General features: G+C 70.6%; 20 protein-coding genes and 1 pseudogene. 13 read left to right on the top strand and 8 right to left on the bottom strand.

Annotated features, from left to right (window positions below; all coding sequences use genetic code 11):
* Nucleotides 1-106 precede the first annotated feature (106 nt).
* Complete coding sequence (locus tag YWY_RS0101035; RefSeq protein ID WP_084608813.1) at nucleotides 107-1,477, bottom strand: cytochrome P450; 1,371 nt, start codon at nucleotides 1,475-1,477, stop codon at nucleotides 107-109.
* Nucleotides 1,478-1,670: 193 nt separating this feature from the next.
* On the opposite strand from YWY_RS0101035, the gene YWY_RS0101030 reads away from it, so the two are divergent.
* Genes YWY_RS0101030 through YWY_RS0100990 form a run of 9 tightly spaced genes read left to right on the top strand, consistent with a single transcriptional unit; the run spans nucleotide 1,671 to nucleotide 12,097 of the window.
* On the top strand, nucleotides 1,671-2,462 hold the full coding sequence (locus tag YWY_RS0101030; RefSeq protein ID WP_028846103.1) for a TIGR03084 family metal-binding protein: 792 nt from the start codon (nucleotides 1,671-1,673) through the stop codon (nucleotides 2,460-2,462).
* Nucleotides 2,459-4,171, top strand: coding sequence for an acyclic terpene utilization AtuA family protein (locus tag YWY_RS0101025; RefSeq protein WP_028846102.1), 1,713 nt, complete (start codon nucleotides 2,459-2,461; stop codon nucleotides 4,169-4,171). Before YWY_RS0101030 ends, YWY_RS0101025 begins: the two co-directional genes overlap by 4 nt.
* Nucleotides 4,168-5,316, top strand: coding sequence for an acyl-CoA dehydrogenase family protein (locus YWY_RS0101020; RefSeq protein ID WP_028846101.1), 1,149 nt, complete (start codon nucleotides 4,168-4,170; stop codon nucleotides 5,314-5,316). Before YWY_RS0101025 ends, YWY_RS0101020 begins: the two co-directional genes overlap by 4 nt.
* Nucleotides 5,313-6,911, top strand: a complete 1,599-nt coding sequence (locus tag YWY_RS0101015; protein ID WP_028846100.1) for an acyl-CoA carboxylase subunit beta — start codon at nucleotides 5,313-5,315, stop codon at nucleotides 6,909-6,911. The genes YWY_RS0101020 and YWY_RS0101015 overlap by 4 nt, the downstream gene beginning before the upstream one ends.
* Nucleotides 6,892-8,916: an ATP-binding protein gene (locus YWY_RS0101010; RefSeq protein ID WP_245566510.1), complete on the top strand. Its 2,025-nt coding sequence runs from the start codon at nucleotides 6,892-6,894 to the stop codon at nucleotides 8,914-8,916. The genes YWY_RS0101015 and YWY_RS0101010 overlap by 20 nt, the downstream gene beginning before the upstream one ends.
* Nucleotides 8,913-10,073, top strand: coding sequence for an acyl-CoA dehydrogenase family protein (locus YWY_RS0101005; protein WP_028846098.1), 1,161 nt, complete (start codon nucleotides 8,913-8,915; stop codon nucleotides 10,071-10,073). The genes YWY_RS0101010 and YWY_RS0101005 overlap by 4 nt, the downstream gene beginning before the upstream one ends.
* 35 nt (nucleotides 10,074-10,108) lie before the next feature.
* Nucleotides 10,109-11,005: an SDR family oxidoreductase gene (locus YWY_RS0101000; protein WP_051309445.1), complete on the top strand. Its 897-nt coding sequence runs from the start codon at nucleotides 10,109-10,111 to the stop codon at nucleotides 11,003-11,005.
* Between the two features lies 1 nt (nucleotide 11,006).
* Nucleotides 11,007-11,633: a TetR/AcrR family transcriptional regulator gene (locus YWY_RS0100995; protein WP_028846096.1), complete on the top strand. Its 627-nt coding sequence runs from the start codon at nucleotides 11,007-11,009 to the stop codon at nucleotides 11,631-11,633.
* 11 nt (nucleotides 11,634-11,644) lie between these two features.
* Complete coding sequence (locus tag YWY_RS0100990) at nucleotides 11,645-12,097, top strand: MaoC family dehydratase (protein WP_028846095.1); 453 nt, start codon at nucleotides 11,645-11,647, stop codon at nucleotides 12,095-12,097.
* 4 nt (nucleotides 12,098-12,101) lie between these two features.
* Here YWY_RS0100990 and YWY_RS0100985 read toward each other — a convergent pair whose 3' ends face one another.
* Nucleotides 12,102-13,079, bottom strand: coding sequence for a helix-turn-helix transcriptional regulator (locus tag YWY_RS0100985; protein WP_028846094.1), 978 nt, complete (start codon nucleotides 13,077-13,079; stop codon nucleotides 12,102-12,104).
* A 409-nt stretch (nucleotides 13,080-13,488) separates the two neighbouring features.
* Here YWY_RS0100985 and YWY_RS0100980 point away from each other — a divergent pair, with 409 nt between their 5' ends.
* Entirely contained in the window at nucleotides 13,489-14,676 is a 1,188-nt protein-coding gene (locus YWY_RS0100980; protein ID WP_156899041.1) for a hypothetical protein, read from the top strand.
* Nucleotides 14,677-14,772: 96 nt separating this feature from the next.
* Nucleotides 14,773-15,042 (top strand): annotated as a pseudogene (locus tag YWY_RS19565) (helix-turn-helix domain-containing protein).
* A 12-nt stretch (nucleotides 15,043-15,054) separates the two neighbouring features.
* On the opposite strand, the gene YWY_RS25065 reads toward YWY_RS19565, so the two are convergent.
* From YWY_RS25065 to YWY_RS19560, 4 genes are all read right to left on the bottom strand, one after another.
* Nucleotides 15,055-15,333: a hypothetical protein gene (locus YWY_RS25065; protein WP_028846092.1), complete on the bottom strand. Its 279-nt coding sequence runs from the start codon at nucleotides 15,331-15,333 to the stop codon at nucleotides 15,055-15,057.
* A gap of 361 nt (nucleotides 15,334-15,694) precedes the next feature.
* Nucleotides 15,695-16,126 (bottom strand): heavy metal-responsive transcriptional regulator, encoded by a 432-nt coding sequence (locus YWY_RS0100965; RefSeq protein WP_028846091.1) that lies wholly within the window; start codon nucleotides 16,124-16,126, stop codon nucleotides 15,695-15,697.
* Nucleotides 16,127-16,161: 35 nt separating this feature from the next.
* Nucleotides 16,162-18,252, bottom strand: a complete 2,091-nt coding sequence (locus YWY_RS0100960) for an acyltransferase family protein (RefSeq protein ID WP_156899040.1) — start codon at nucleotides 18,250-18,252, stop codon at nucleotides 16,162-16,164.
* 88 nt (nucleotides 18,253-18,340) lie between these two features.
* Nucleotides 18,341-19,417 carry an AraC family transcriptional regulator gene (locus YWY_RS19560; RefSeq protein ID WP_084608755.1) on the bottom strand — a complete coding sequence of 359 codons (1,077 nt, stop codon included), beginning with the start codon at nucleotides 19,415-19,417 and terminating at the stop codon, nucleotides 18,341-18,343.
* Nucleotides 19,418-19,523: 106 nt separating this feature from the next.
* Between YWY_RS19560 and YWY_RS0100950 the strand changes: the two genes are divergently transcribed.
* Both YWY_RS0100950 and YWY_RS0100945 read left to right on the top strand, forming a co-directional pair.
* The gene (locus tag YWY_RS0100950; protein WP_028846089.1) at nucleotides 19,524-20,477 is read left to right on the top strand and encodes a beta-ketoacyl-ACP synthase 3; all 954 of its coding nucleotides are present in this window, start codon (nucleotides 19,524-19,526) and stop codon (nucleotides 20,475-20,477) included.
* 60 nt (nucleotides 20,478-20,537) lie between these two features.
* The gene (locus tag YWY_RS0100945; protein ID WP_156899039.1) at nucleotides 20,538-20,786 is read left to right on the top strand and encodes a hypothetical protein; all 249 of its coding nucleotides are present in this window, start codon (nucleotides 20,538-20,540) and stop codon (nucleotides 20,784-20,786) included.
* Nucleotides 20,787-20,801: 15 nt separating this feature from the next.
* On the opposite strand, the gene ligD (YWY_RS0100940) is transcribed toward YWY_RS0100945, so the two are convergent.
* Both ligD (YWY_RS0100940) and ligD (YWY_RS0100935) read right to left on the bottom strand, forming a co-directional pair.
* The gene (gene ligD, locus YWY_RS0100940; protein WP_028846087.1) at nucleotides 20,802-21,713 is read right to left on the bottom strand and encodes a non-homologous end-joining DNA ligase; all 912 of its coding nucleotides are present in this window, start codon (nucleotides 21,711-21,713) and stop codon (nucleotides 20,802-20,804) included.
* The gene (gene ligD, locus YWY_RS0100935; RefSeq protein WP_038044216.1) at nucleotides 21,703-23,121 is read right to left on the bottom strand and encodes a non-homologous end-joining DNA ligase; all 1,419 of its coding nucleotides are present in this window, start codon (nucleotides 23,119-23,121) and stop codon (nucleotides 21,703-21,705) included. Before ligD (YWY_RS0100935) ends, ligD (YWY_RS0100940) begins: the two co-directional genes overlap by 11 nt.
* Nucleotides 23,122-23,240: the final 119 nt, after the last annotated feature.

The raw sequence follows: 23,240 nt of genomic DNA, 5'->3' as shown, positions 1-23,240 counted from the left end.
TCCGAGGCAAAAAAACCTTCACGAACGGCTCCGCGTCGCCGTGGGTGGTTCACCCGGCTTGGTGGTCGTATCACCGGGTGGAGCTCTTGGGCGCCGGGCGTGATGATCACCGTCGGTACAGGCGGACCGGAAGGCCGTCGGCGGGCACGGGCAGCGCGGTGTGGTCCCAGCGCAGCTGGTACGACTCCGGCAGCCACCATCGGTAGCGCATCAGCATAGCGTGCAGCAGTGCCTTCACCTCGTACATTCCGAAGTGCATCCCGATGCACTTGTGCGCCCCTCCGCCGAACGGGACCCAGGCGAACCGGTGCGAGCGGTCCTCCCGGCGCGGTTCGGCGAACCGCATCGGGTCGAACGCGTGCGGATCCGTCCAATATTCACTCAAGTAGTGGTTGAGTGTGGGGGAGAGCACGACGAGGGTGCCGGCCGGGACGTAGTGCCCCATGAGGTCGGTATCCCGCACGGTCTTGCGCATCAGGCTGGGTACCGGAGCCGCCAGGCGCAGCGATTCCTTGATCACCAGCTCCAGCGTGCTCAGCGCATCCAGCTCCGCCAGGCCGAGCGGCCCGGGGCCGACGGTGCGCGCTTCCTCGCGCACCCGCTCCTGCCAATCCGGGTGTTTCCCCAGGTAGTACACCGTGGCGGTGGTGGTGATGGTGGCCGTGTCGTGCGCCGCCATCATCAGGAAGATCATGTGGTTGACGACGTCGGTGTCGGTGAACCGGGCGCCGTCGGCGTCCTCGGCGTGGCACAGGGCCGCGAACAGGTCGGACGAGTCCGAGGCCCGCTTGGCGGGCAGCCGCTCGGCGAAGTAGCGCTCCAGCAGCTCGCGGCCACGCACGCCTGCCCACCAGCGGCCACCCGGGATCGGTGCGCGGACGAACGACGTGGTGGCCCGTACCGCGTCGACGAACGCCTTGTTGATCTCCTTGGACGCACCGCTGGGTGTGTCCATGAAGACGCGTGCGGCCACGTCCAGGGTCAGCTGCTTCAGCTTCCAGTACAGCCGGACCGGGCGGTCCGTCGGCAGTGCGGTGACCCCGCGGTCGACGACCGGTCCGAACTGCTCGGCGTAGCCGGCCAGGCGCTCGCGGGTGAACGCATGGTTCATGATCCGGCGGTGCCGCAGATGCTCGTCGAAGTCGAGCAGCATCAGGCCGCGGTGGAAGAACCGGTCGATCAGCGTGGCCCAGCCCTGCTGGGAGTACACCCGGTCCTTGTTGACCAGCACGACCTGGGTGGCGTCCGGGCCGGCGGCGGCCGCCGCACGCCGGCCGAGCATGCCGCCCCACGACACCGGGCCCAGGCGCCGGTAGCGGGCCAAGGCGAAGTCGACCGGGTGGCGCATGTGGGCCAGCGTGTGACCGATGAACGGCAGGCCGAAGTCGCCGAGCACCGGTTTCAGGCCGCTGCCCGCGGGCGGGGTGGCCAGCGGGGTGGGGGAGGCGTGCCCGTGCAGCAGCTTGCGGTCTACCATGCCGGGCAGGCTCACGGTGGCGAGGGTGGGTTTGTGCTGCCGAAGCACCACGGCTGCCTCCGTGCGGACGGACTGGACAAGCGTCCAACTCACCGTCCACCGGTGCCGCCTGGGCTGTCAATGCACCAAAGCGGTTATGCTGAAACAATCAAGCACGCTTGATTTTTGTTGCCGGGGATGCGAGGCTGGCCGCATGGTGGACGTTGCCGCGGTGGTGCGCGACTTCGAAGCCGAAGCCGCGGAGCTGGACGGGGTGGTGAACCGGCTGACGCCGGAGCAGTGGCAGCTTGCCACGCCCGCGCCCGGCTGGACGATCGCGCACCAGATAGCGCACCTGGCGTGGACCGACGAGATCGCCGTGGTGGCGGTCACCGAGCCGGAACGATTCTCCACCATGGCCGAGCGGGCCGCGGAGAACGTGGACGAGTATGCGGACCGGTCCGCGCACGAGGGGGCCAAGGCGCCTCCGGAGGAACTGCTGGCGCGCTGGCGCGCGAGCAGGAGGAAGCTGGCCGATGCGCTGCTTGCGCTGCCTGCCGGGCGCAAGATCCAGTGGTTCGGCCCGCCGATGAGTGCGGCGTCGATGGCCACCGCTCGCCTGATGGAGACGTGGGCCCACGGCCAGGACGTCGTCGACACGCTGGGGATCGAGCGCGTTCCGACCGAGCGCCTCCGGCACGTGGTGCACATCGCCGTGCGTACCCGGGACTTCGCGTACTCGATCAACGGGCTCACGCCGCCCGGCGAGCAGTTCCGGGTGGAGCTGACCGGGCCCACCGGCCAGGTGTGGACCTGGGGGCCGGAGGACGCCGGGCAGCGCGTCACCGGCAACGCCCTGGACTTCGCGTTGCTGGCCACCCAGCGACGGCACCGGGACGACTGTGCCGTGCACGCGGTCGGCCCGGACGCCGAGCGCTGGCTGGAGATCGCCCAGGCGTTCGCGGGCCCGCCGGGCAAGGGACGACAGCCGGGGCAGTTCGCATGAGTGCGCAACGACCGGTGCGGATCGGCAACGCCTCCGGGTTCTACGGTGACCGGTTCGCGGCCGTGCAGGAACAGCTGACCGGCGGGGAGCTGGACTACCTGACCGGTGACTACCTGGCCGAGCTGACGATGCTGATCCTCGGCCGCGACCTGCTGAAGGACCCCAGCCGCGGGTACGCCAGGACGTTCCTGCGGCAACTGCGGGAGAACCTGGCCTTGGCGAAGGACCGCGGGGTGAGGATCGTGGTCAACGCCGGGGGCCTGAATCCGGCCGGCCTGGCCGACGCCGTGCGGTCGCTGGCGCGGGAGCTCGACGTCGACGCCGCGGTCGCCCACGTCGAAGGGGACGACCTGCGGGCCCGCGCGGGGGAACTGGGATTCGGCAAGCCGCTGACGGCGAACGCCTACCTGGGCGCGTGGGGGATCGTCGAGTGCCTGCGCCAGGGAGCCGACGTGGTCATCACCGGCCGGGTCACCGACGCCTCGCTGGTCGTCGGCCCCGCCGCGGCCCACCACGGCTGGGGCCGCGAAGACTACGACGCCTTGGCCGGTGCCGTCGTGGCCGGGCACGTGGTGGAATGCGGTGCCCAGGCCACCGGCGGCAACTACGCGTTCTTCGACGATCGGTCCGAGGTGCCGGATCTGCGGCACCCCGGTTTCCCCATCGCGGAGGTCTACACCGACGGATCGAGCGTCATCACCAAGCATCCAGGCACGGGGGGAGCGGTCACCGTCGGCACCGTGACCGCGCAGCTGCTGTACGAGATCGCCGGTGCGCGTTACGCCGGTCCGGACGTGACCGCGCGATTCGACACCATCCGGCTCAGCAGCGACGGTCCGGACCGGGTACGCATCAGCGGGGTGCGGGGCGAGCCGCCACCCCCGGAGCTGAAGGTCTGCCTGAACTCGCTCGGCGGGTACCGCAACGCGACGACGTTCGTGCTCACCGGCCTGGACATCGAGGCCAAGGCCGCCCTGGTACGCGACCAGATGGAGCAGCTGCTGGCGAAGGCGCGCCCCGCCGAAGTGCGGTGGACGCTGGCTCGCACCGACAAGCCGGATGCGGCCACCGAAGAAGAAGCCAGCGCGTTGCTGCACTGCGTGGTCAAGGACACCGACCCCGCGAAGGTGGGCAGGGCGTTCAGCGGCGCGGCCGTGGAACTGGCGCTGGCCAGCTATCCGGGCTTTCACGTCACCGCGCCGCCGGGCGATGGCAGCCCGTATGGCGTGTACACGCCCGCCTACGTCGACGCGCGCAAGGTGCCGCACGTTGCGGTGTTGCCCGATGGGGCACGCGTCGAAATCGCCCCGGCGCAGCGGACGCAGGAGCTGACCGACCTGCCGGAGCCGGAGCTCCCCGAACCGTTGCGGCCGCAGTCGTACCGCCGGGCGCCGCTCGGCCTGGTCGCCGGTGCCCGCAGCGGTGACAAGGGTGGCGACGCCAACGTCGGGGTCTGGGTCCGCACCGAGGCGGCGTGGCGATGGCTGGCCACCACCCTGACCGTGGACGAGTTCCGGCGGCTGCTCCCGGAAACCGCCGACCTGCCCGTCCGCCGGTACCTGCTGCCGAACCTCAAGGCGATGAACTTCGTGGTCAGCGGCCTGCTGGGGCAGGGGGTCGCGTCGCAGGCCCGCTTCGACCCGCAAGCCAAGGCGCTCGGCGAATGGTTGCGCAGCAGGCACGTCGACATTCCGGAGGAACTGTTGTGACCAGCCCGTTCGACACCCCGGAACGCAAGGCACTGCGGGAGATGACCGCCCGGTTCGCCGAGGAGCACATCCTGCCCTACCAGGACCAGTGGGAGCGCGACGGCGAGTTGCCGCGCGAGCTGCATCGCAAGGCCGCCGAGGTCGGACTGCTCGGGGTGCCGTATCCGGAAGAGGTCGGAGGCGGTGGCGGCGACATCATCGACGCGACCGTGGTCGCCGAGGAACTCGGCTACCGGGGCGTCGCCGGTGGCGTGCAGGCGTCGCTGTTCACGCACAGCATCGCCCTGCCGCACATCATCGCCGCGGGCAACCCGGCTCAGATCGACCGCTGGGTACGCCCGACGCTGGCGGGCGAGAAGATCGGCGCGCTGGCGATCACCGAACCCGACGGCGGCTCCGACGTGGCCAACCTCCGCACCACCGCCCGCCGCGACGGTGACCACTACGTGGTCAACGGGGCCAAGACCTACATCACCTCCGGAGTCCGCGCGGACTTCGTCACCACGGCGGTGCGCACCGGTGAGCCCGGCGCCCACGGCATCTCGCTGCTGGTGATCGAGAAAGGCACGCCGGGGTTCACCGTCAGCCGCAAGCTCGACAAGATGGGGTGGCTGTCCTCGGACACCGCGGAGCTGTCGTTCGCCGACTGCCGGGTGCCTGCGGAGAACCTGATCGGGGTGGAGAACACCGGATTCGCACAGATCGCGCAGCACTTCGTCACCGAACGGCTGTCGCTGGCGGTCCAGGCCTACGCCGCCGCGCAACGCTGCCTGGATCTCACGGTGCAGTGGTGCCGCGACCGGTCCACCTTCGGCCGCCCCCTGATCTCCCGGCAGACCGTGCAGCACAGGCTCACCGAGATGGCCAGGCGGGTCGACGTCGCCCGGGTGTACACCCGGGACCTCGCGGTGCGCTACGCGGCGGGGGAGAACGTGCTGGTCCAGGTGGCGTTCGCGAAGAACACCGCGGTGGAGGCCGGCCAGTGGGTGGCCAACGAGGCGGTGCAGCTGCACGGCGGGATGGGGTACATGCGGGAGAGCGAAGTGGAGCGCCAGTTCCGCGACATGCGCATCATCGGCATCGGCGGCGGCACCAACGAGATCATGCTGCAACTGGCCGGAAAACTGCTGGGATACTCGGCATGACCGTTCTGACCACCCGCGTCGACACCCGCAGCGACGAGTTCGCGGCCAACCGCGACGCGATGCTGGCCAAGCTCGACGAGCTGGCCGCCGAGCACGCCAAGGCCGTCGCGGGCGGCGGCGAGAAGTACGTCGAACGCCACCGGAAACGGGGCAAGCTGCTCGCCCGGGAACGCATCGAGCTGCTGGTCGACGAGGACTCGCCGTTTCTGGAGCTGAGCCCGCTGGCGGCATGGGGGACCGACTTCGCCGTCGGCGCCAGCATCGTGACCGGCATCGGCGTGGTCGAAGGCGTGGAATGCATGATCATCGCCTCCGACCCGACGGTGAAGGGCGGCACCTCGAACCCGTACACGCTGCGCAAGTCGTTCCGCGCCGCCGACATCGCCGCGCAGAACAACCTGCCGACCATCAACCTGGTCGAATCCGGTGGCGCCGACCTGCCCACCCAGAAGGACATCTTCATCCCGGGCGGGCGCATCTTCCGTGACCTCACCAGGGCCTCGGCCGAGCGGCGCCCGACGGTGGCCCTGGTGTTCGGCAACTCGACCGCGGGCGGCGCCTACCTGCCGGGCATGTCGGACTACGTGGTGATGGTCAAGGAGCGCGCCAAGGTGTTCCTCGGCGGCCCGCCGCTGGTGAAGATGGCCACCGGGGAGGAGGCGGACGACGAATCGCTGGGCGGTGCGGACATGCACGCCCGCCAGTCCGGCCTGGCCGACTACCTCGCTGTGGACGAGCAGGACGCCATCCGCCTCGGCAGGCGCATCATCGCCCGGCTCAACTGGCGCAAACAGGGGCCGGCGCCCAAGCCGGACTACGCCGAGCCGCTGGCGGACCCGGAGGACCTGCTCGGCATCGTGCCCACGGACCTGAAGGTGCCGTTCGATCCGCGCGAGGTGATCGCCCGCGTGGTGGACGGCTCGGAGTTCGACGAGTTCAAGCCGCTCTACGGGACGTCGCTGGTGACCGGCTGGGCGGACGTGCACGGCTACCCGGTGGGCATCCTGGCCAACGCCCAGGGGGTGCTGTTCAGCGAGGAGTCGCAGAAGGCCGCCCAGTTCATCCAGCTGGCCAACCAGACCGACACCCCGCTGATCTTCCTGCACAACACCACCGGCTACATGGTGGGCAGCAAGTACGAACAGGGCGGGATCATCAAGCACGGCGCGCAGATGATCAATGCGGTGTCCAACTCGAAGGTCCCGCACATCTCGATCCTCATGGGCGCCTCCTACGGCGCCGGGCACTACGGCATGTGCGGCCGCGCCTACGACCCGCGGTTCCTGTTCGCGTGGCCGTCGGCGAAATCGGCGGTGATGGGCGCCCAGCAGCTGGCGGGCGTGCTGTCGCTGGTGGCGAGGGCGGCCGCGGAAAGCCGCGGCACACCGTACGACGAGGACCAGGACGCGGCCATGCGGGCGATGGTCGAGCAGCAGATCGAAGCCGAGTCCATGCCGATGTTCCTGTCCGGGCTGCTCTACGACGACGGGATCATCGATCCCCGGGACACCCGGACGGTGCTGGGCATGTGCCTGTCGGTGATCCACAACGCGCCGGTGAAGGGGGCGGACGGCTTTGGCGTCTTCCGCATGTGAGCCCGGGGAGCTGACCTCGGTGCTGGTGGCCAACCGCGGCGAGATCGCCAGGCGGGTGTTCCGCAGCTGCCGGGCACTCGGCCTGTCCACCGTGGCGGTCCATTCCGACGCCGACGCCGATCTCCCGCACGTCCGCGAAGCCGACGCCGCCATCCGGCTCCCGGGCAACACACCGGCCGAGACCTACTTGCGCCCGGAACTGATCATCGAAGCGGCGCGGGCGGCAGGCGCCGACGCCGTGCATCCCGGCTACGGCTTCCTGGCGGAAAACGCCGAGTTCGCGCGCGCCGTCGTGGACGCGGGCCTGACCTGGATCGGGCCCAGCCCGGAGGCGATCGCCGCGATGGGGTCGAAGGTGCGGGCCAAGCGGCTGATGGCGGAGGCCGACGTGCCGGTACTGCCCGAACTCGACCCGGCGTCGGTGACCGCGGACGACCTGCCGGTGCTGGTGAAGGCCTCCGCCGGAGGCGGCGGCCGCGGCATGCGGGTGGTGTCCGACCTGTCCGCGCTGCCGGACGCGATCGCGGCGGCGCAAGCGGAGGCGGGTTCGGCGTTCGGCGATTCGACCGTGTTCTGCGAGCACTACCTGACCTCGGGCAGGCACATCGAGGTGCAGATCCTGGCCGACCGGCACGGCACGGTCTGGGCGGTGGGGGAGCGGGAGTGCTCGATCCAGCGGAGGCACCAGAAGGTCGTGGAGGAGGCCCCCTCGCCGCTGGTGGACGCGGTGCTGCGGGCGGAGCTGTTCGAGGCCGCGCGGGCCGCGGCGAAGGCGATCGGCTACGTCGGCGCGGGCACGGTGGAGTTCCTGGCCGCCGAGCGCGACGGGCGGGTGGAGTTCTTCTTCCTGGAGATGAACACCCGCTTGCAGGTCGAGCACCCGGTCACCGAAGCGACCACCGGGCTGGACCTGGTGGCATGGCAGCTGCGCATCGCACGTGGCGAGCGGCTTCCTGCGGAACCGCCTGCCACTCGCGGCCACGCCATCGAGGTGCGACTCTACGCCGAGGACCCGGCGAAGGACTGGCAGCCGCAGAGCGGCACGCTGCACCGGTTGTCCGTGCCGGACGCGGTGGAGTTCACCAACCCCGGTGAGGCGGGCCTGCGGCTCGACTCCGGCTTCGCGGGCGGTGAGCGCATCGGGGTGCACTACGACCCGATGATCGCCAAGCTCGTCGCCGTCGCGCCGACCCGGCACGAGGCGGCCACCCGGCTGGCGGGTGCCCTGGCCAGGGCGCAGATTCACGGCGTCACCACCAACCGCGACCTGCTGGTCCGCGTGTTGCGCCATCCAGCGTTCCTGGCGGGTGAGACGGACACGGCGTTCTTCACCAAGCACGACCTGGCCACGCTGGCCACGCCGCTCGCCGGCCCCGAGGTCCGCGACCTGTCGGCCCTGGCCGCGGCGCTGGCCGACGCCGCGGAGAACCGCCGCGCCGCCCGGGTGCTCGGCAGGCTGCCGAGCGGCTGGCGCACGGTCCCGTCGCAGCCGCAGCGCAAGGTCTACACCGACGGTGAGCGGGACATCGAGGTCACCTACCGGTGGGGGCGGCACGGGCTGACCGACCTGCCGGAGTGGGCGGCCGGCCGTGGCGTCGAGGCGGTGTCGGCCGAGCCGCACCGGGTCGTGCTGATCGTCGACGGGGTCCGACGCACCTTCTCGGTGGCCCGGTACCCGGACGGCCTGGTGTGCGTGGATTCGCCGCTGGGCTCGGTGAGCCTGCGGCGCCGTCCGCGCTTCGCCGAGCCGGAGCATGCCGCGCCGCACGGGTCGTTGCTGGCGCCGATGCCGGGCTCGGTGCTGCGCGTTGCGGTGGCCGTCGGCGAACGCGTCAAGGCAGGCCAGCCGCTGTTGTGGCTGGAGGCGATGAAGATGGAGCACCAGATCTCCGCCCCGGGTGACGGGGTGGTCACCGAACTGCACGTCGCGCCGGGTGAGCAGGTCGACGTCGGCACGACCCTGGCGGTCGTCCAGGAAGACGAACAGGGAGGGACGGACGCGTGAGTTTCGTCGAGAGCGCCGAACGCCAGGCGCTGCGAGCCGCGGCATTCGAACTGGCCAGCAAGTACGGGCACGAGTACACCCTCAAGCAGGCCCGGTCGGGCGGGAAGACCAGCGAGATGTGGGCAGAGGCGGGCAAGCTCGGCTATCTCGGCGTGGCCGTGCCCGAGGAGTACGGCGGCGGTGGCGGCGGGATCGGCGACCTGGCCGCGGTGTGCGAGGAGTTCTGCGCGGCAGGCGTGCCGCAGCTGCTGATGGTGGTCTCCCCGGCCATCTGCGCGACGGTCATCGCCCGCTACGGCACCGAGCGGCAGAAGCAGCGGTGGCTGCCCCGGTTCGCCACCGGCGAGCTGAAGATGGCCTTCGCCATCACCGAACCGGACGCCGGGTCGAACTCGCACCGGATCGCCACCGTCGCCCACCGCGACGGCGACGACTGGGTGCTCAACGGGCAGAAGGTGTTCATCTCCGGGGTGGACGAAGCCGAAGCGGTGCTGGTGGTCGGCCGCACCGAGGACGCCCGCACCGGCAAGTTGCAGCCGGCGCTGTTCGTGGTGCCCACGGACACCCCCGGCTTCACCGCCCGCAAGATCGAGATGGACATCGTCTCGCCCGACTGGCAGTTCGAGATCTTCCTGGACGACGTGCGGCTGCCCGCGGACGCGCTGATCGGGGAGAGCACCGACACCGCGTTGCTGCAGCTGTTCGCCGGGCTCAACCCGGAGCGCATCATGGGCGCGTCGTTCTCCATCGGCATCGGCAGGCTCGCCCTGCGCAAGGCCGTCGACTACGCCAACACCCGCAAGGTGTGGGACGTGCCCATCGGGGCGCACCAGGCCATCCAGCACCCGCTGGCCAAGGCCAAGGTGGAGCTGGAGCTGGCCAAGCTGATGACCCAGAAGGCCGCCTGGTTGTACGACTCGGGCGACGACATGGCGGCAGGCGAGGCGGCCAACATGGCCAAGTACGCGGCCGCGGAAGCCGCCGTGCACGCGGTCGACGCGGCGGTGCACACGCACGGCGGCAACGGGCTGACCGCCGAATTCGGACTCGGCGCACTGGTCACCGCCACCCGGGTCGGCCGGATCGCCCCGGTGAGCCGGGAGATGATCCTCAACTTCGTGGCGCAGCACTCGCTCGGCCTGCCCAAGTCCTACTGACACGTCCACGCAAAGTCCCAGCGAAGGAGCGCACCATGACGTCCAGCACCGACACGGCGCAGGCAGGCGAACGGGCCGAACGCACACTGGCCGGCAAGACGCTGCTGATCTCGGGAGGCAGCCGCGGCATCGGCGAGGCCATCGCGGTGCGCGCGGCGGCCGACGGCGCGAACGTGGCGTTGATCGCCAAGACCGCCGAGCCGCACCCGAAACTGCCCGGCACCATCTACACCGCGGCGGAGGCCATCGAGCGGGCGGGCGGCCAGGCGTTGCCGATCGTCGGTGACATCCGCAACGACGAAGTGGTCGAGAAGGCGGTGGCGCAGACGGTCGAGCGGTTCGGCGGCATCGACATCGTGGTGAACAACGCCAGCGCCATCAACCTGTCGCCGACCGAGCACATCCCGATGAAGGCCTACGACCTGATGCAGGACATCAACACGCGCGGGGCGTTCCTGCTGTCGAAGGCCTGCATCGAGCACCTGCGCCGCTCCGCGGCCGCCGGCCGGAACCCGCACATCCTGACGCTGTCGCCGCCGATCCGCACCGAGCCCAAGTGGTTCGGCACGATCGGCACCGCGTACACCATCGCCAAGTTCGGCATGAGCCTGGTGACGCTGGGACTGTCCGAAGAGCTGCGTGCGGACGGCATCGCGGCCAACTCGCTGTGGCCGCGCACGACCATCGACACCGCGGCGGTGCGCAACCTGCTGTCGGACATGGCTGCGACGTCGCGCACTCCGCAGATCATGGCGGATGCCGCGCACGCTATCCTCACCAAGCCGTCGACCGAGGTCACGGGGCAGTTCTTCATCGACGACGAGGTGCTGCGCGCGGAAGGGATCACCGACTTCGCGCAGTACCGGTTGTGCGAGCGCGAAGAGGATCTGTCCCTGGACCTGTGGGTCGATCCACCCGCCGTGAAGTCGTGACGTGACCAGAGTTCGCCAACCGCAGCAGGAGCGCAGCATCCAGACGCGCAGGCGGCTGCTCGAGGCCGCCGTGGCCGCGCTGGGGGAGCTGGGCTGGTCCGGCACGACCGTGGCCGTGGTGGCCGAACGCGCAGGCGTGTCCCGCGGCGCCGCGCAGCACCACTTCCCGACCAGGGAGGACCTGGTCACGGCGGCGATGAACTACATGTCCGAGGCGCAGCACGAAGACCTCGAGCGACGAGCCGCCGAGCTGCCGACCGGCCCGGGGCGCCGTCGCGCGGTCATCGAGATGTTGCTGAACCTCTACGCCCAGCCCGCGTTCGTGGCCGCCTTGCACCTGTGGGTGGCCGCGGCCACCGACGAGCGGCTCGCCGAGAAGATCAAACCGCTGGAGCGGGAGGTCGGCAGGCGCGCGCACAAGAAGGCCGTCGAGCTGCTGGAAGTGGACGAGTCCAAGCCAGGGGTACGGGAGACCGTGCAAGCCACCCTGGACCTGGCGCGCGGACTGGGGCTGGCGAACCTGCTGACGGATGACACCGCGCGCCGGGCACGCATCGTGCGGCAGTGGACGGCGATGGTGGAAGCGGAGCTGTACGGCGAGAAATCCGACGACCGACCAGGCAAGTGAGGGCGAGCAGCATGCGCACTTTCTCCACTCCCGACGACCTGCTGGACGCGGTGGGCGAGCAGCTGGGCACCAGCGACTGGCTGGAGATCACCCAGGAGCGGGTGAACCAGTTCGCCGACGCCACCGACGACCACCAGTGGATCCACGTCGATCCGGAACGGGCCAAGACAGGGCCGTTCGGCCGCACCATTGCCCACGGCTACCTGACACTGTCGCTGCTGCCGGTGCTGCTGCGGCAGATCTACCGGGTCGAGAACACCAGCATGGTGATCAACTACGGGCTGAACAAGGTGCGCTTCCCCGCCCCGGTCCCGGTCGGATCGCGGATCCGGGCCACCTCGACGCTGTCCGACGCCAAACCCGTCGACGGCGGCGTGCAGGTGGAGCTGACCACGACCGTCGAGGTCGAGGGCGGCAGCAAGCCCGCCTGTGTCGCGGTGAACGTGGTCCGGATCTACCGCTGACGGCTCAGATCCAGCCGTTCCGGCAGGCGTAGACGGCCAGCTGGAAGCGGTTCACCACGCCTGCCCGCGTGGTGAGGTTCTCCAGGTTGCGGGACAGCGTGCGGCGGCTGATGCCGAGCAGTTCGGCGATGGCGTTGTCGGTGATCCCGCTGGCCAGCAGCTCGATGATCTTGCGCTCGATCGGCCGCAGCGACGACGGTTCCTTGGTGCCGAGGTGCATCGGCAGTGCCGACCGCCACGACGTCTCGAACAGCCCGATGAGCGCGTCGAGCAGGCTGGACTGCCGGATGATCAGCGACGACCGGATGATCTCCGCGTTGGTGTCGGTCAGCGCCACCATCGCCAGCTGGCCGTCGAAGATGCTCAGCTTGACCGGCACCTCGGGCATCACCCTGGCCTCTTCGCCGGCGGCGATGCACGGTTGGATGTTCTGCGCGTAGTAGTCCGGCTGCTGGACGGCGGCCTTGGCGTAGACGCACCGGTAGCGCACGCCGCGCTTGAGGTTCTCCACCTCGATGTCGTTCGGGCCGCGCTGGGTGGTGTACGGGGGAGAGTCGAACCGCAGCACCTCCTTGGTCGCGGCCGACTCCTCGAGCTTGACCCGCTCGGCGATGTGCGGCGCGGTGACCACCTCGACCAGGTCGTCCGGCGACTGCTGCGACACCGTGCGCCGGTACACCCGATAGGCGTTCGCCGCGGCCAGCTCGGCGGCCTTGACCTCGGCCTCCCTGGCCCTGGCCAGCCGCTGCAGGCCGGTGGTCGGCTCGATGGGGGCGACCTCGTCGGAGTTGGTCCTGCCGACCATGCCGAAGTTGGTCAGCGACTCGACCCGCTCGGCGACCTGCTCGGTGGTCAGCCCGAGCTCGTCGCCGATGGCCTGCGGCGTCATCGGGCCCTTGTCCAACAGCAGCAGGTACATCTCGGTGTCCGCCGCGGGCAGGCCGAGAAGTTGCAGATGCTCGGAAAGCTGCTGGTCAGCCATGCACCCTCACCACGCGTTGCGGGTCCGACGAGGATCATCCTACGTGGGAAGGCAAGCACGCGACCACCGCCCCGCCTGCTCGCGGCGACGGGGCGGCGATGCGGTTCTCGGGCAGGCGCGCCGCAGGGCCTGCCGGGGCTTGGCTCGAGCACGTGTCTACCCCAGCGGGTGCGGTGACGGTGGCCAGTCGCGGTCACTGTCCGCCATTCGCCACGTTGGCGTAGCCGGTTCGGCAGGCTCGGGGCGGGTCGGCTACCCGTGGCTCGGCGCATAGGGAACGATGGACCCAGCTGCCGAGTCAGAAGGACACCGGGCTCGGACGACGGGCGCGAGGAACCCTGGAGGCGACCCGGACGGTCCTGACCGGGGCCGGTCACCTGCCGGGCGCGCTGGTGGAAGTGAGGCGATGATGGCACGGGCTCTCGGCAAGCGGGCCGCGGTCGTTGCGGCGGTGTTCGGGCTCGCCGCGACGGCGTGCGAATCGACGGTGCCCGGAACGCCCACCGCGGGTGACGACAAGGTCGAACTGCTCGCCCAACGGGCGTTCGACGAGGCGGTCGGCGCGCTGGCCGCCCGGCCGCTGATGCGCTACGTCAGCACCGTGGCGGGAGCCGACGGCGAGGAGGTCAGCGTCGCGGTGACACGCTCCGGCTCGGTCTACGGCACGTCGACCATCGACGGCCGCAAGATGACCTTCGCGGCCCTCGGCGGGAAGCTGTACGTGCGGACGAGCAAGCAGGTGTGGCAGGACCTGGGGGCCAAGCCGAACGAGGCGAACCAGTTCGCCAACCGGTTCGTGGTGACCGATCCGGCGGACGTGGGCTTCGATCCCGGTGCGCTGCTTCCGCCGGAGAAGGTGGCCGCGCGGCTGCGGGAGGAAGCCGCCACGCAGCAGGGTCAGGACGGTGCGCAGCCCGGTGAGCCGCCGCCGTCGGGCGAGCCGCAACTGAACCGCAAGCGCGTCGAGCAGATGAAGCTCGACGACGGGACCGAGGTGTACCGGATCCCGGTCGGCAAGTACACCGCGGACGTCACGGTCGCCCAGCCGCACCGGCTGGTGAGCACCGACGTCCCGCTCGGCCAGGCAGGCGGCAACCCGCTCCTGCCCAGCGGCGCGCGCACCTTGTTCACCGAGATGGGAGAGCAGCAGGTACGTCAGCTGTTCGCCTCGCTGTCCAAGGCCGCACGCGGGGTGCGGAACGCGGGCGTCCTGGTGCCGAACTTCGAGCTGCGCCAGGGCAACGGGAAGCTCAACTGCGCGGTGGGGGGCAAATGCACCGCGAAAGTCCCGGTGTCCAACTCGTACTCGGGCGGAAAGAACGTGCCGGTCACCCAGTTCGACGTGACGATGCGGGTGACCATGAGTGCCAGCGGCCTGGGCACGCGGACCTGCTCCGACCGGGCGGGGATGAAGCCGAACTCCAGCATCACCATGGCCTGCACGGCGGACTTCAAGCTGGAGCCGAGCTACACCCCGCGTTCGTACCCGGTGCGCGCCACGTGGCGGATCAGCGCGACGGCACGGTACAAGCCGCAGGTGGCCAAGCTCGAGGCGGCCGTGCAGCGAGAGCTGAAGGACCTGCTCGAGGACATCTGACGGCGGGCCGGCTCACCGTGCGGGGAGCTTCGCCGGGCGGCACGACGCGTGTCGACTTTGGCTGACGCATCGGAAGTGTCAACGTGGGTTGACGCCATGGGGGAGGCGACGGACCTGGCAACGGCAGCGGGCGCCGACGATCCACGGGTGGACTGCGCGCTGTGGCGGCCTTGCGCAAGCTGCTGGAACGCCTGGAGGCGGTGCAAGTACGCAACGCACGGGTGCACGCGCTCCGATGGCGCCGCGGACCAGGTCGTCCCAGTGCAAGCACGCAACGCACGGGTGCAGGGCTTGTCGTGGCAGGAGATCGTCAAGGAGCTCGGCGTCACCAGGCAGGCCGCGCACAACAAGTACGGGAGGCGCTGATGGTCGAGAGGTTCACCAAGGTGGCGCGCCGTCGTCGACGGTGCGGTCCACCACGCCGAACGCGCGGGTGATGCCGAAGTCGAACCGGCGCACCTGCTGACGGCCGTGGTGGGATCGCAGGACGGCCGGGCGGCCCAACTGCCGGCCGGGCGCGGGCTGACGCCTCGGATGGTGGCCGCGGAAGCTGCGGAGGCGGCGCGCCGCGCCGGGCTGTAGGAGGAAGAAGTGGCCGCACTGCGTCGCATGGGCATTGACGTGGAGCAGGTTGCCGACCCCGTCGAGCGCGTGCACGGACGGGAGCCTTACGGGCGCCGTGGGGAACGCGGCGGAAGGCGCCCGGGTTCAGCCAGGCAGCCGAGGAGATCCTGGCGAAGGCGCTGCGGGAAGCGATCGATCTGCGCAACGACGACATCGGCAGTGGGCATCTGCTGCTGGCCACGGCAGCGGTGCCGGGGGCAGGGAGATCCTGCTCGAGCACCGGGTGACCGACCAAGCGCTGCGCGCGGCCCACGCCAGGGCGAGCTGACCGCCCTCGGGCACGGCCCGGTGGGCGCCGCACCGGGCCTGTCACGGCGAACGCGCGCGGTCAGCAGCAACCGCATTCGGCGCCGCAGTCGCAGCAGCCATCGCAGCAGGCGCAGGTCATCGTCGCTCACCTCCTCTCGGCGGATGCGGGTTCGGGACACCATTCGCCGGGGCTGATGTCCGGGCAGCGGCCGCGCGGCAGGTCGCGGACCATGCCTGCCAGGGTGTCGCGGAGCGCGGTGAGCCGAGACAGTTCGGCGTCGAGCTCGGCGATCCTGCGCTGCAGAAGCGTCTCGGCGGGCTCGCACGGGCACACCCCGGTGTCGCGCACCGCCAGCAGGTCGCTGATCTCGCGCAGGCGCAGGCCGAGGCGACGGCACCCCTGGATGAACCGCACGCGGTCGACCGCCGACGGGGGATAGGCCCGGTACCCCGAGGATGTGCGCGGCGGCGGGGGGAGCAGGCCGACGCGCTCGTAGTAGCGGATGGTGTCCGGGCGTACACCGGTGGCCTTGGCCAGATCGGCGACGCGCAGCCCGGCGGCAACGGTCGTGCTCATGTCCACGACGGTAGACCTTGGACCCGGCTCCAAGGTCAAGTCGCCGACCTGCTCCTGGCCACCAGGGGTGCGAGCTTTTTCGCCAAGCGCGGCTCGAGGGTCTCCACGTAGGTCCGGGTCAGGTGGGCACCTTGGCGGTAGACCAGCACGTTGCCGATGACCGGCGGGCACACCTCGCCCGGGCAGATGTAGTCGTTGAGGTCGACGATGTGCACGCCGCGCAGCCCGCGCGCGGCCTCGGTCTGGGCGGGCTGCCCGCTTTCCCGCTCGCCGAGCGAGCGCGGGAACACACACGGCGTCAGGTCGTCACGGTTGGCATCCACGCACTCGTACACCGGCTGCAGGCTCTCCGGCGGCTTCGGGTTGTCCCGCAGCACCACCACCGTGCTGCCCGCTTCCACCAGGCGCGACCAGCGTTCCCGCAGCGCCGAGGACATCGCCTCGCGGGTCGCTGCGGAGTCCGGGTCGGCCGGGTCGGTCAGCGCGGTCGACCGGATCTGCGACGTCAGCACCAGGTCAGGCGGATCACGCAGCAGCTCGGCTTCGACGTTGTGACCCCATTCGGTGCAGTTGACGTAGGGGCGGCCGTCCAACGCGATCGTCGCTGGCGTGAACGGGCACGACGACTTGGTGTAGGTGCGCACCCGCCAGCCGCGCTCCTCCGCGATGGTGTCCAGTGCGGAGATCCATTGCAACGCCTTGGAGTCACCGACCAGGGCCATGTCGACCCTGCCGTCCGGGTCGCCGTACGTGCAGGAGATCGGCTCGGAGGAGGCCTGATCGACCTGACAGCCCCGGTCGTAGGCGTCGGGGACGTCCTCGGCCGCCTCGAGCGGGTCCGGGCTGACGCCGTCGGCGACGGTCGGGAAGCGATAAGTGTCGGCGGAACGGATGGCCGCGGCGCCGAGCGGGTTGGCCACCGGCTCGTCGGTGGCCAGCTCGGTCGCCCCGATCAGCCCGGATCCGCAGGCCAGGCCGAACGTGGTGAGCAGCGCGCCTGCCCGCAGCGTCAGCATCGGGCGGGCGGAGAACCGCGGGTCGAACCGCACCGGGTTCTCCACCACGCGCAGGGTCAGCCAGGCGGGCAGGATGCTGACCAGCGCCACCGCGAGCCCTTCGGCCTGCGTCAAGCCGCCGAAGGCCTCCGCGGCGACGACGATGAGCGGCCAGTGCCACAAGTACAGCGAGTAGGAGATCCCGCCGATCCACGTCCACGTCGGACGGCCCAGCAGCGCGACAGGTCCACCAGGTCCTGCCGCGGGTCCGGCGGCGATGACGGCGGCGGTACCGAGCGTCGGCAGCAGCGCGTGGTACCCCGGCCAGGGTGTGCTGGTGGTGAGCACCACGGCGGAGGCGATCACGGTCAGCAGGCCCGCCCAGCCCAGCACCAGTGCCACGGGGCGCGGAAGTCTGGCCAGCCGGGCCGCGCCGAGTGCGATCGCGGCTCCGACGGCCAGCTCCCACATCCTGGTCGTGGTGACGAAGTAGGCCTGCTGCGGGTCGGCGGCTGTGTAGTAGACGGACCAGGCGAACGACGGCAGGGCGACCACGGCCAGGCCCGCGCACATCGTCCGGCGCAGACCGGAGCCCAGCCGCCGAGCAGTGACGACGGCCAGGACGACCAGCACCGGCCACACGAAGTAGAACTGCTCCTCGACCGCCAGCGACCAGAAGTGCTGCACCGGGGAGACATCGGAGTCCTCGGCGAGGTAGTCGACCTCGTTGGCGGCCAGCCGCCAGTTGACGAAGTACAGCGCCGCTGCAGCGATGTCTCCGCCGATGTCGGTCCACCGGGTACGCGGGATCACCAGGAACGTCAGCAGCACGGTGACCGCGAGGACGAGGGCGGCGGCGGGCAGCAGCCGCTTGACCCGGCGGGCGTAGAAGTCGGCCAGCGACACGCGTCCGCTGCGCTCGGCTTCCTTGACCAGCAACCCGGTGATCAGGAAGCCGGAAATCACGAAGAAGACGTCCACGCCGACGAACCCGCCGGGCACGAACGGCAAGCCCGCGTGGTAGAGCAGCACCGAGCCGACGGCGACGGCCCGCAAGCCTTCCACGTCGGGGCGGAACCCCGGCGCCGGTCGGGTGCGCCGTGCGGTGGCCTGGCCGGATGGCGGGATCACTGCTCTCCTTCTGCTGCGGATCCTTCCTCGTGCAAGTGGGACGACTTACGCAAATCTCCACGGTAGCGGCGCGGCGGTCGTGCCCGGCTTACCGGGTACCCCGCGACCGGGCCCGGTCAGGCATGGGCCGCGCGCGCCGCACGGCAGACGGTGCACCGGAGGGCTGCCCGTTGGCGGCACGATACGACCCGGGCGAGCTTCCGGTCCACCGCTTGAACGCCCGGTGGAAGGCGCTGGAGTCGGCGAAACCCAGCCGGGCCGCGATGTCCTCGACGGTGTCGTCGGTGCTCGTGAGCGCGTCGATGGCGGCATCGCGTCGAACCTCGTCACGCAGCTGCCGGAACGACATGTCGTCCTCTGCCAGCCGCCGGCGCAACGTCTGCGGGCTGATGCTCAGCCGGCTGGCCACCGCGTTCACCGACGGCAGGGCCGCCGGGGAAGCCGTGGCCAGGATGCTGCGCACGGCTTCGGAGGTGGATGTGGCGTAGTCGGGCGGCGAGGCCAGATCGGCGGGCGCGTCGCGAAGGAATTCGCTCAGCGCACGGCTGTCCCTGATCACCGGCATGTCCAGGTACTTGCGGTCGAACGTCGCCGCCGTGACCTTGCTGCCGAACTCCGAGCGGCACCCGAAGGCCAGGTCGTACTCGGTGGCGTGCGGTGGCCGCGGATAGCGGAACTCCATGCGCAGCAGCGGGATGCGCTGCCCGATCAGCCAGCTGGAGAACCCGTGCCAGATGAGCATGATGCCTTCGCACATGAAGTGGTCCGGGTCGCGCACGCCGCGGATGTCCAGCTGCACTTTGGCCGTACCGCCGGTGTAGCGGATACGGAAGCGAGGCGTGCCGGGAAACAGCTCGTAGAACTTCGTGGCCCGCAGCAGCGCCGAGCGCAGTGTCTTCGAGTGCACCGCCGCGTGGCACATCATCGCGAAGGTGCCGCGTTTGCTGGGGTACGGGCCGAGGCCGAGGAATTCGTCGTCGAGCGCCGCGACGAGCACGCGCACCAGACGTGCCGCTTGCTGGCCCGTGACCCGGGAGCGCGGGTCCTGCAACAGTGCCGGGGCGATGCCTGCGGCGTGCAGCAGCGCGTCGAGGTCCAGGCCGGCACGACGCGCACCCGCGAGCGCACCCCGGATGTGGTGGATGGATATCGTGCGCGCGTGCATGTCAGGAATGAACGGTACTCATCGTGGTCGCGTGAGCGCTTCGGACACCAATACCGAGCAGTAGTGCCGTGGCTACCGGCGCGGGGATTCGGTGAGGGTTGACAGCATGCGCATGACCCAGGGGAGCAGGGCCGCCAGGATGATCGGCGTCGGCGGGTTCGTCCCGCAGGGCGTGGTGGACAACGAAGAGCTCGCCGCGCGCTTCGGCAAGCCGCCGGAGTGGTTCGAGTCCCGCACCGGGATGTCCACCCGGGCCAGGGCGGGCGAGACGACGCTGACCGAGATGGCGGTCGAGGCCGGAGCCGCCGCGCTGGCCGACGCCAAGGTGGACCCCGAGCAGATCGACCTGGTCATCACCGCCACCTGCAGCGCCGACGCGCCGATCCCCGCGGTGGCCTACGAGGTCATCCGCGACCTGGAGATCAAGTCCGCGGCGGCATTCGACCTGAACACCGCGTGCTCGGGGTTCTGCTACGCGCTGACCGTGGCCAACGATCTGATCCGCGCGGGCACGGCGAACACGGTGCTGATCACCGCGGCGGAACGGATGACCGCGATCACCGACCCGGACGACCTGCCGACCTCGGTGGTGTTCGGCGACGGCGCCGGGGCCGCGGTCGTCACCGGCTCGGACGAGCCGGGAATCGGGCCGGTCGTGTGGGGCAGCGACGCCTCGGGGACGGATCTGATCGTGCAGGACCCGGGCGACCGGTACCTGCGGATGGAAGGCCAGAAGGTGTTCCGCTGGGCCACCACCCAGATCCACCCGATCGCGCTGAGCGCCTGCGAACAGGCCGGGGTGCATCCGAGCGAGCTGGCGGCGGTGGTGCCCCACCAGGCCAACCTGCGCATCGTGGACGCGCTGGCGAGCAAGATCGGCGCGACGAACGCGGTGGTGGCCAGGGACGGCGCCCAGACCGGCAACACGTCGGCGGCGTCGATCCCGCTGGCGCTTCGCCGGCTGATGGACACCGGCCAGGTGGCCTCGGGGGATCTGGCGCTGCTGGTCGGTTTCGGCGCAGGCCTGTCGTACGCCGCACAGGTGGTCCGGGTGCCCTGACCGGTTTGCTTCCGGCCGGAAGTCGGGCATTCTGGACTCCTCCGGCGGAAGGAGGCGGCGATGTCGGCTGCCGCAGCGAACCACGTGGGGCCGGGACGTGCCGTGTCCGTCCGGTATGCCCGGGAGCAGTACGCCATCGGCTACTTGCAAGGACGGGGAGACGCCCGCTTCACCGACGAGGCGCTGGACTTCGCCAGGTTCTACGGCGCCCGATGTGAACGGGCGGGCCGGCTGGTGGACGTGGCCGAGGCATACCGGCAGTGGCGGACGCGCACCCAGTCCGCGCAGCTGCCGTTGCTCGCCGGCTGACCCGGCGAGCGGCTTTCAGCCGGCGAGCAACGGCTCGAGCAGGTCGCCGTGCTCGGCGACGCGGTCCAGGACCTCGTCACTGGTGAAGCGCAGCTGGTGCTCCGCCCGGCAGGCGGCGACCTCGTCCCAGGTCACCGGGGTCGACACGGTCGGTTCGCTGCGGGCACGCAGCGAGTACGTCGCCACCGTGGTCTTGAACGCGTTGTTCTGGCTCCAGTCGATGAAGACCTTGCCGGTGCGCAGCCGCTTGGTCATCTTCGCGGTGACCAGGTCCGGGTGCGCCGCGGCCAGTTCCTCGGCGACCTCCTTGGCCAGCTCGCTGGCCTGCGCAGAACTGTGCCCGCTGATCCTGGCCAGCAGCTGCATGCCCTTGTTGCCGGACGTCTTGGCCAGCGGGTCCAGCCCGCGGGCGGTCAGCGCCGGCCGTAGCAGCTCGGCGACCCGGCAGCACTCCACGATCGTGGCGGGCGGTCCCGGGTCGAGGTCGAACACCACCAGGTCCGGGTCGGGTGTCCGCTCCACCGCGCGGACGTCGCCGGGGAGCCGCCACTGCGGGGTGTGGATCTCCAGGTTGGCCAGGTTGGCCGCCCAGATCAGCGTGGGCAGGTCGTCCGCGACGACGTAGGTCACCTGATCGCGGTTCATGGTCGATCCCGGTGCCGGGACGCGGGCGGTGCGGACCCAGTCCGGCGTGCCTTGCGGGACGTTCTTCTGGTAGAAGAACTCGCCGTCCACGCCGTCCGGGTAGCGCTTGAGCGTCAGCGGCCTGCCCGCGATGTGCGGCAGCAGCACCGGGGCGATCTTCACGTAGTACTCGATGACCTGCGCCTTGGTGAACCCGGTGGCCGGATAGAGCACCTTGCCCAGGTTCGACACCACCAGTTGGCGGTCCGCCACCCGGACGCGCACCCTTTCCTCATTCGGCACGGCGCACCTGCTTGGGGTCGACGTCCGGGCGCAGACCGCGATACGTGGCGTGCCGTAGCCGGTTGTCCGAGGTCCACGAGCCGTAGGTGACTTCGGCGACCAGCTCCGGGCGGACCCAGCGAGCGTCCCGCAGGTGCTCGCGTGGCACGTCGTTGGTGAACGGGTTCACCGTCGTGGCCAGCGGGGCGAGGCGGGTGGCGAGGGTGTCGAGTGTCCGTTCGTCGAATCCGGTGCCGACCCGCCCGGCGTAGGCCAAGCCGTCGTCGGTCTGCACCCCGACCAGCAGGGAACCGATCCGCCCCGACCGGCTGCCCTGGCCGGGGCGCCAGCCGCCGATCACCACCTCCTGGTGCTTGGCGTGCTTGATCTTGCGCCAGTCGGGCGAGCGGGTGCCCGGCCGGTAACGCGACGCCAGCCGCTTCGCCACGACACCCTCCAGACCCTGCTGCAGCGAGGCAGCCAGCACCGCGTCCCCGCCGGCGTCGACGAACGTCGGCGGCGTCAGCCAGGACGGGCCGGACAGGTTCAGCCCGGTCAGGATGTCCCTGCGCTCGGCGAACGGCAGGTCGACCAGCGGCCTGCCGTCCAAGAACAGCACGTCGAAGATCAGGTACGTGGCCGGGTAGGTGTCCATGAGCCGGGACGCCTCGGTGGGGGAGGAGTTCATCCGGTGCTGCAATGCGCCGAAGTCGGGGCGCCCGGAGACGAACACGACCACCTCGCCGTCGAGCACGGCCGATCGCGGCGCCAGTGCACGCCCCAACGGCGCCAGCTCGGGGTAGGTGGCGGTGATGTCCCGGCCGGTCCGGGACTGCAGCCTGGCCCGGACTCCGTCGACGAACGCCAGCACCCGCTGGCCGTCCCACTTCATCTCGTAGGCCCAGCCGTCGTCACCCGGGGGCATCCCGGTGCCGCCGGCCAGCATGGGAAGCATCGTGGCCGGCAAGGGCTCCCGCTCGCGGTGGATCATCCAGGTGTCGCCGTCGGTCCGGAACAATGCCCAGCGGCCCCGCAGCTTGCGTCCGTGCAGCGCGAACTTCACGTCGGAGTCGGACCACTTCGAGCACTCGTAGCGGCCGGTGTCGTAGATCCGCATCCGGCCGCCGCCGTACTCGCCCGCCGGGATCTCGCCTTCGAACTCGGCGTACGCCAGCGGATGATCCTCGGTGTGCACCGCCAGGTGGTTCACCGCCGGGTCGAGCGGTAGGCCCTTGGGAATGGCCCACGACACCAGCACGCCGTCGCGTTCCAGCCGCAGGTCGTAGTGCTTGCGCCGCGCGTGATGCTCCTGGACGACGAACAGCCCGCCGCCCGGGTCGCCGGGGGAGCCGTCCAGTTCGGCGTCGGACGGCCACGGCTCCGTGGTGCGTTCCCGGTTCCGCTTGCGGCGGTAGGCGTGCAGGCTCACGGGTCCAACGTAGTGACTTCGCCGCACTTGGCGCAGGTCGGCGCGGTGCAGGTCGCCGGGCACGGGCAGGTCACCCGGCGCCGGTGAAGACCTCGATCCCGGCCGTGCGCTGCAGTAGC

The sequence above is a fragment of the Thermocrispum agreste DSM 44070 genome, from assembly GCF_000427905.1.
Taxonomy (GTDB): Bacteria; Actinomycetota; Actinomycetes; order Mycobacteriales; family Pseudonocardiaceae; genus Thermocrispum; species Thermocrispum agreste.
Note: the sequence above shows the minus strand (reverse complement) of the source record. Positions and strands in the feature narration are given on the sequence as shown.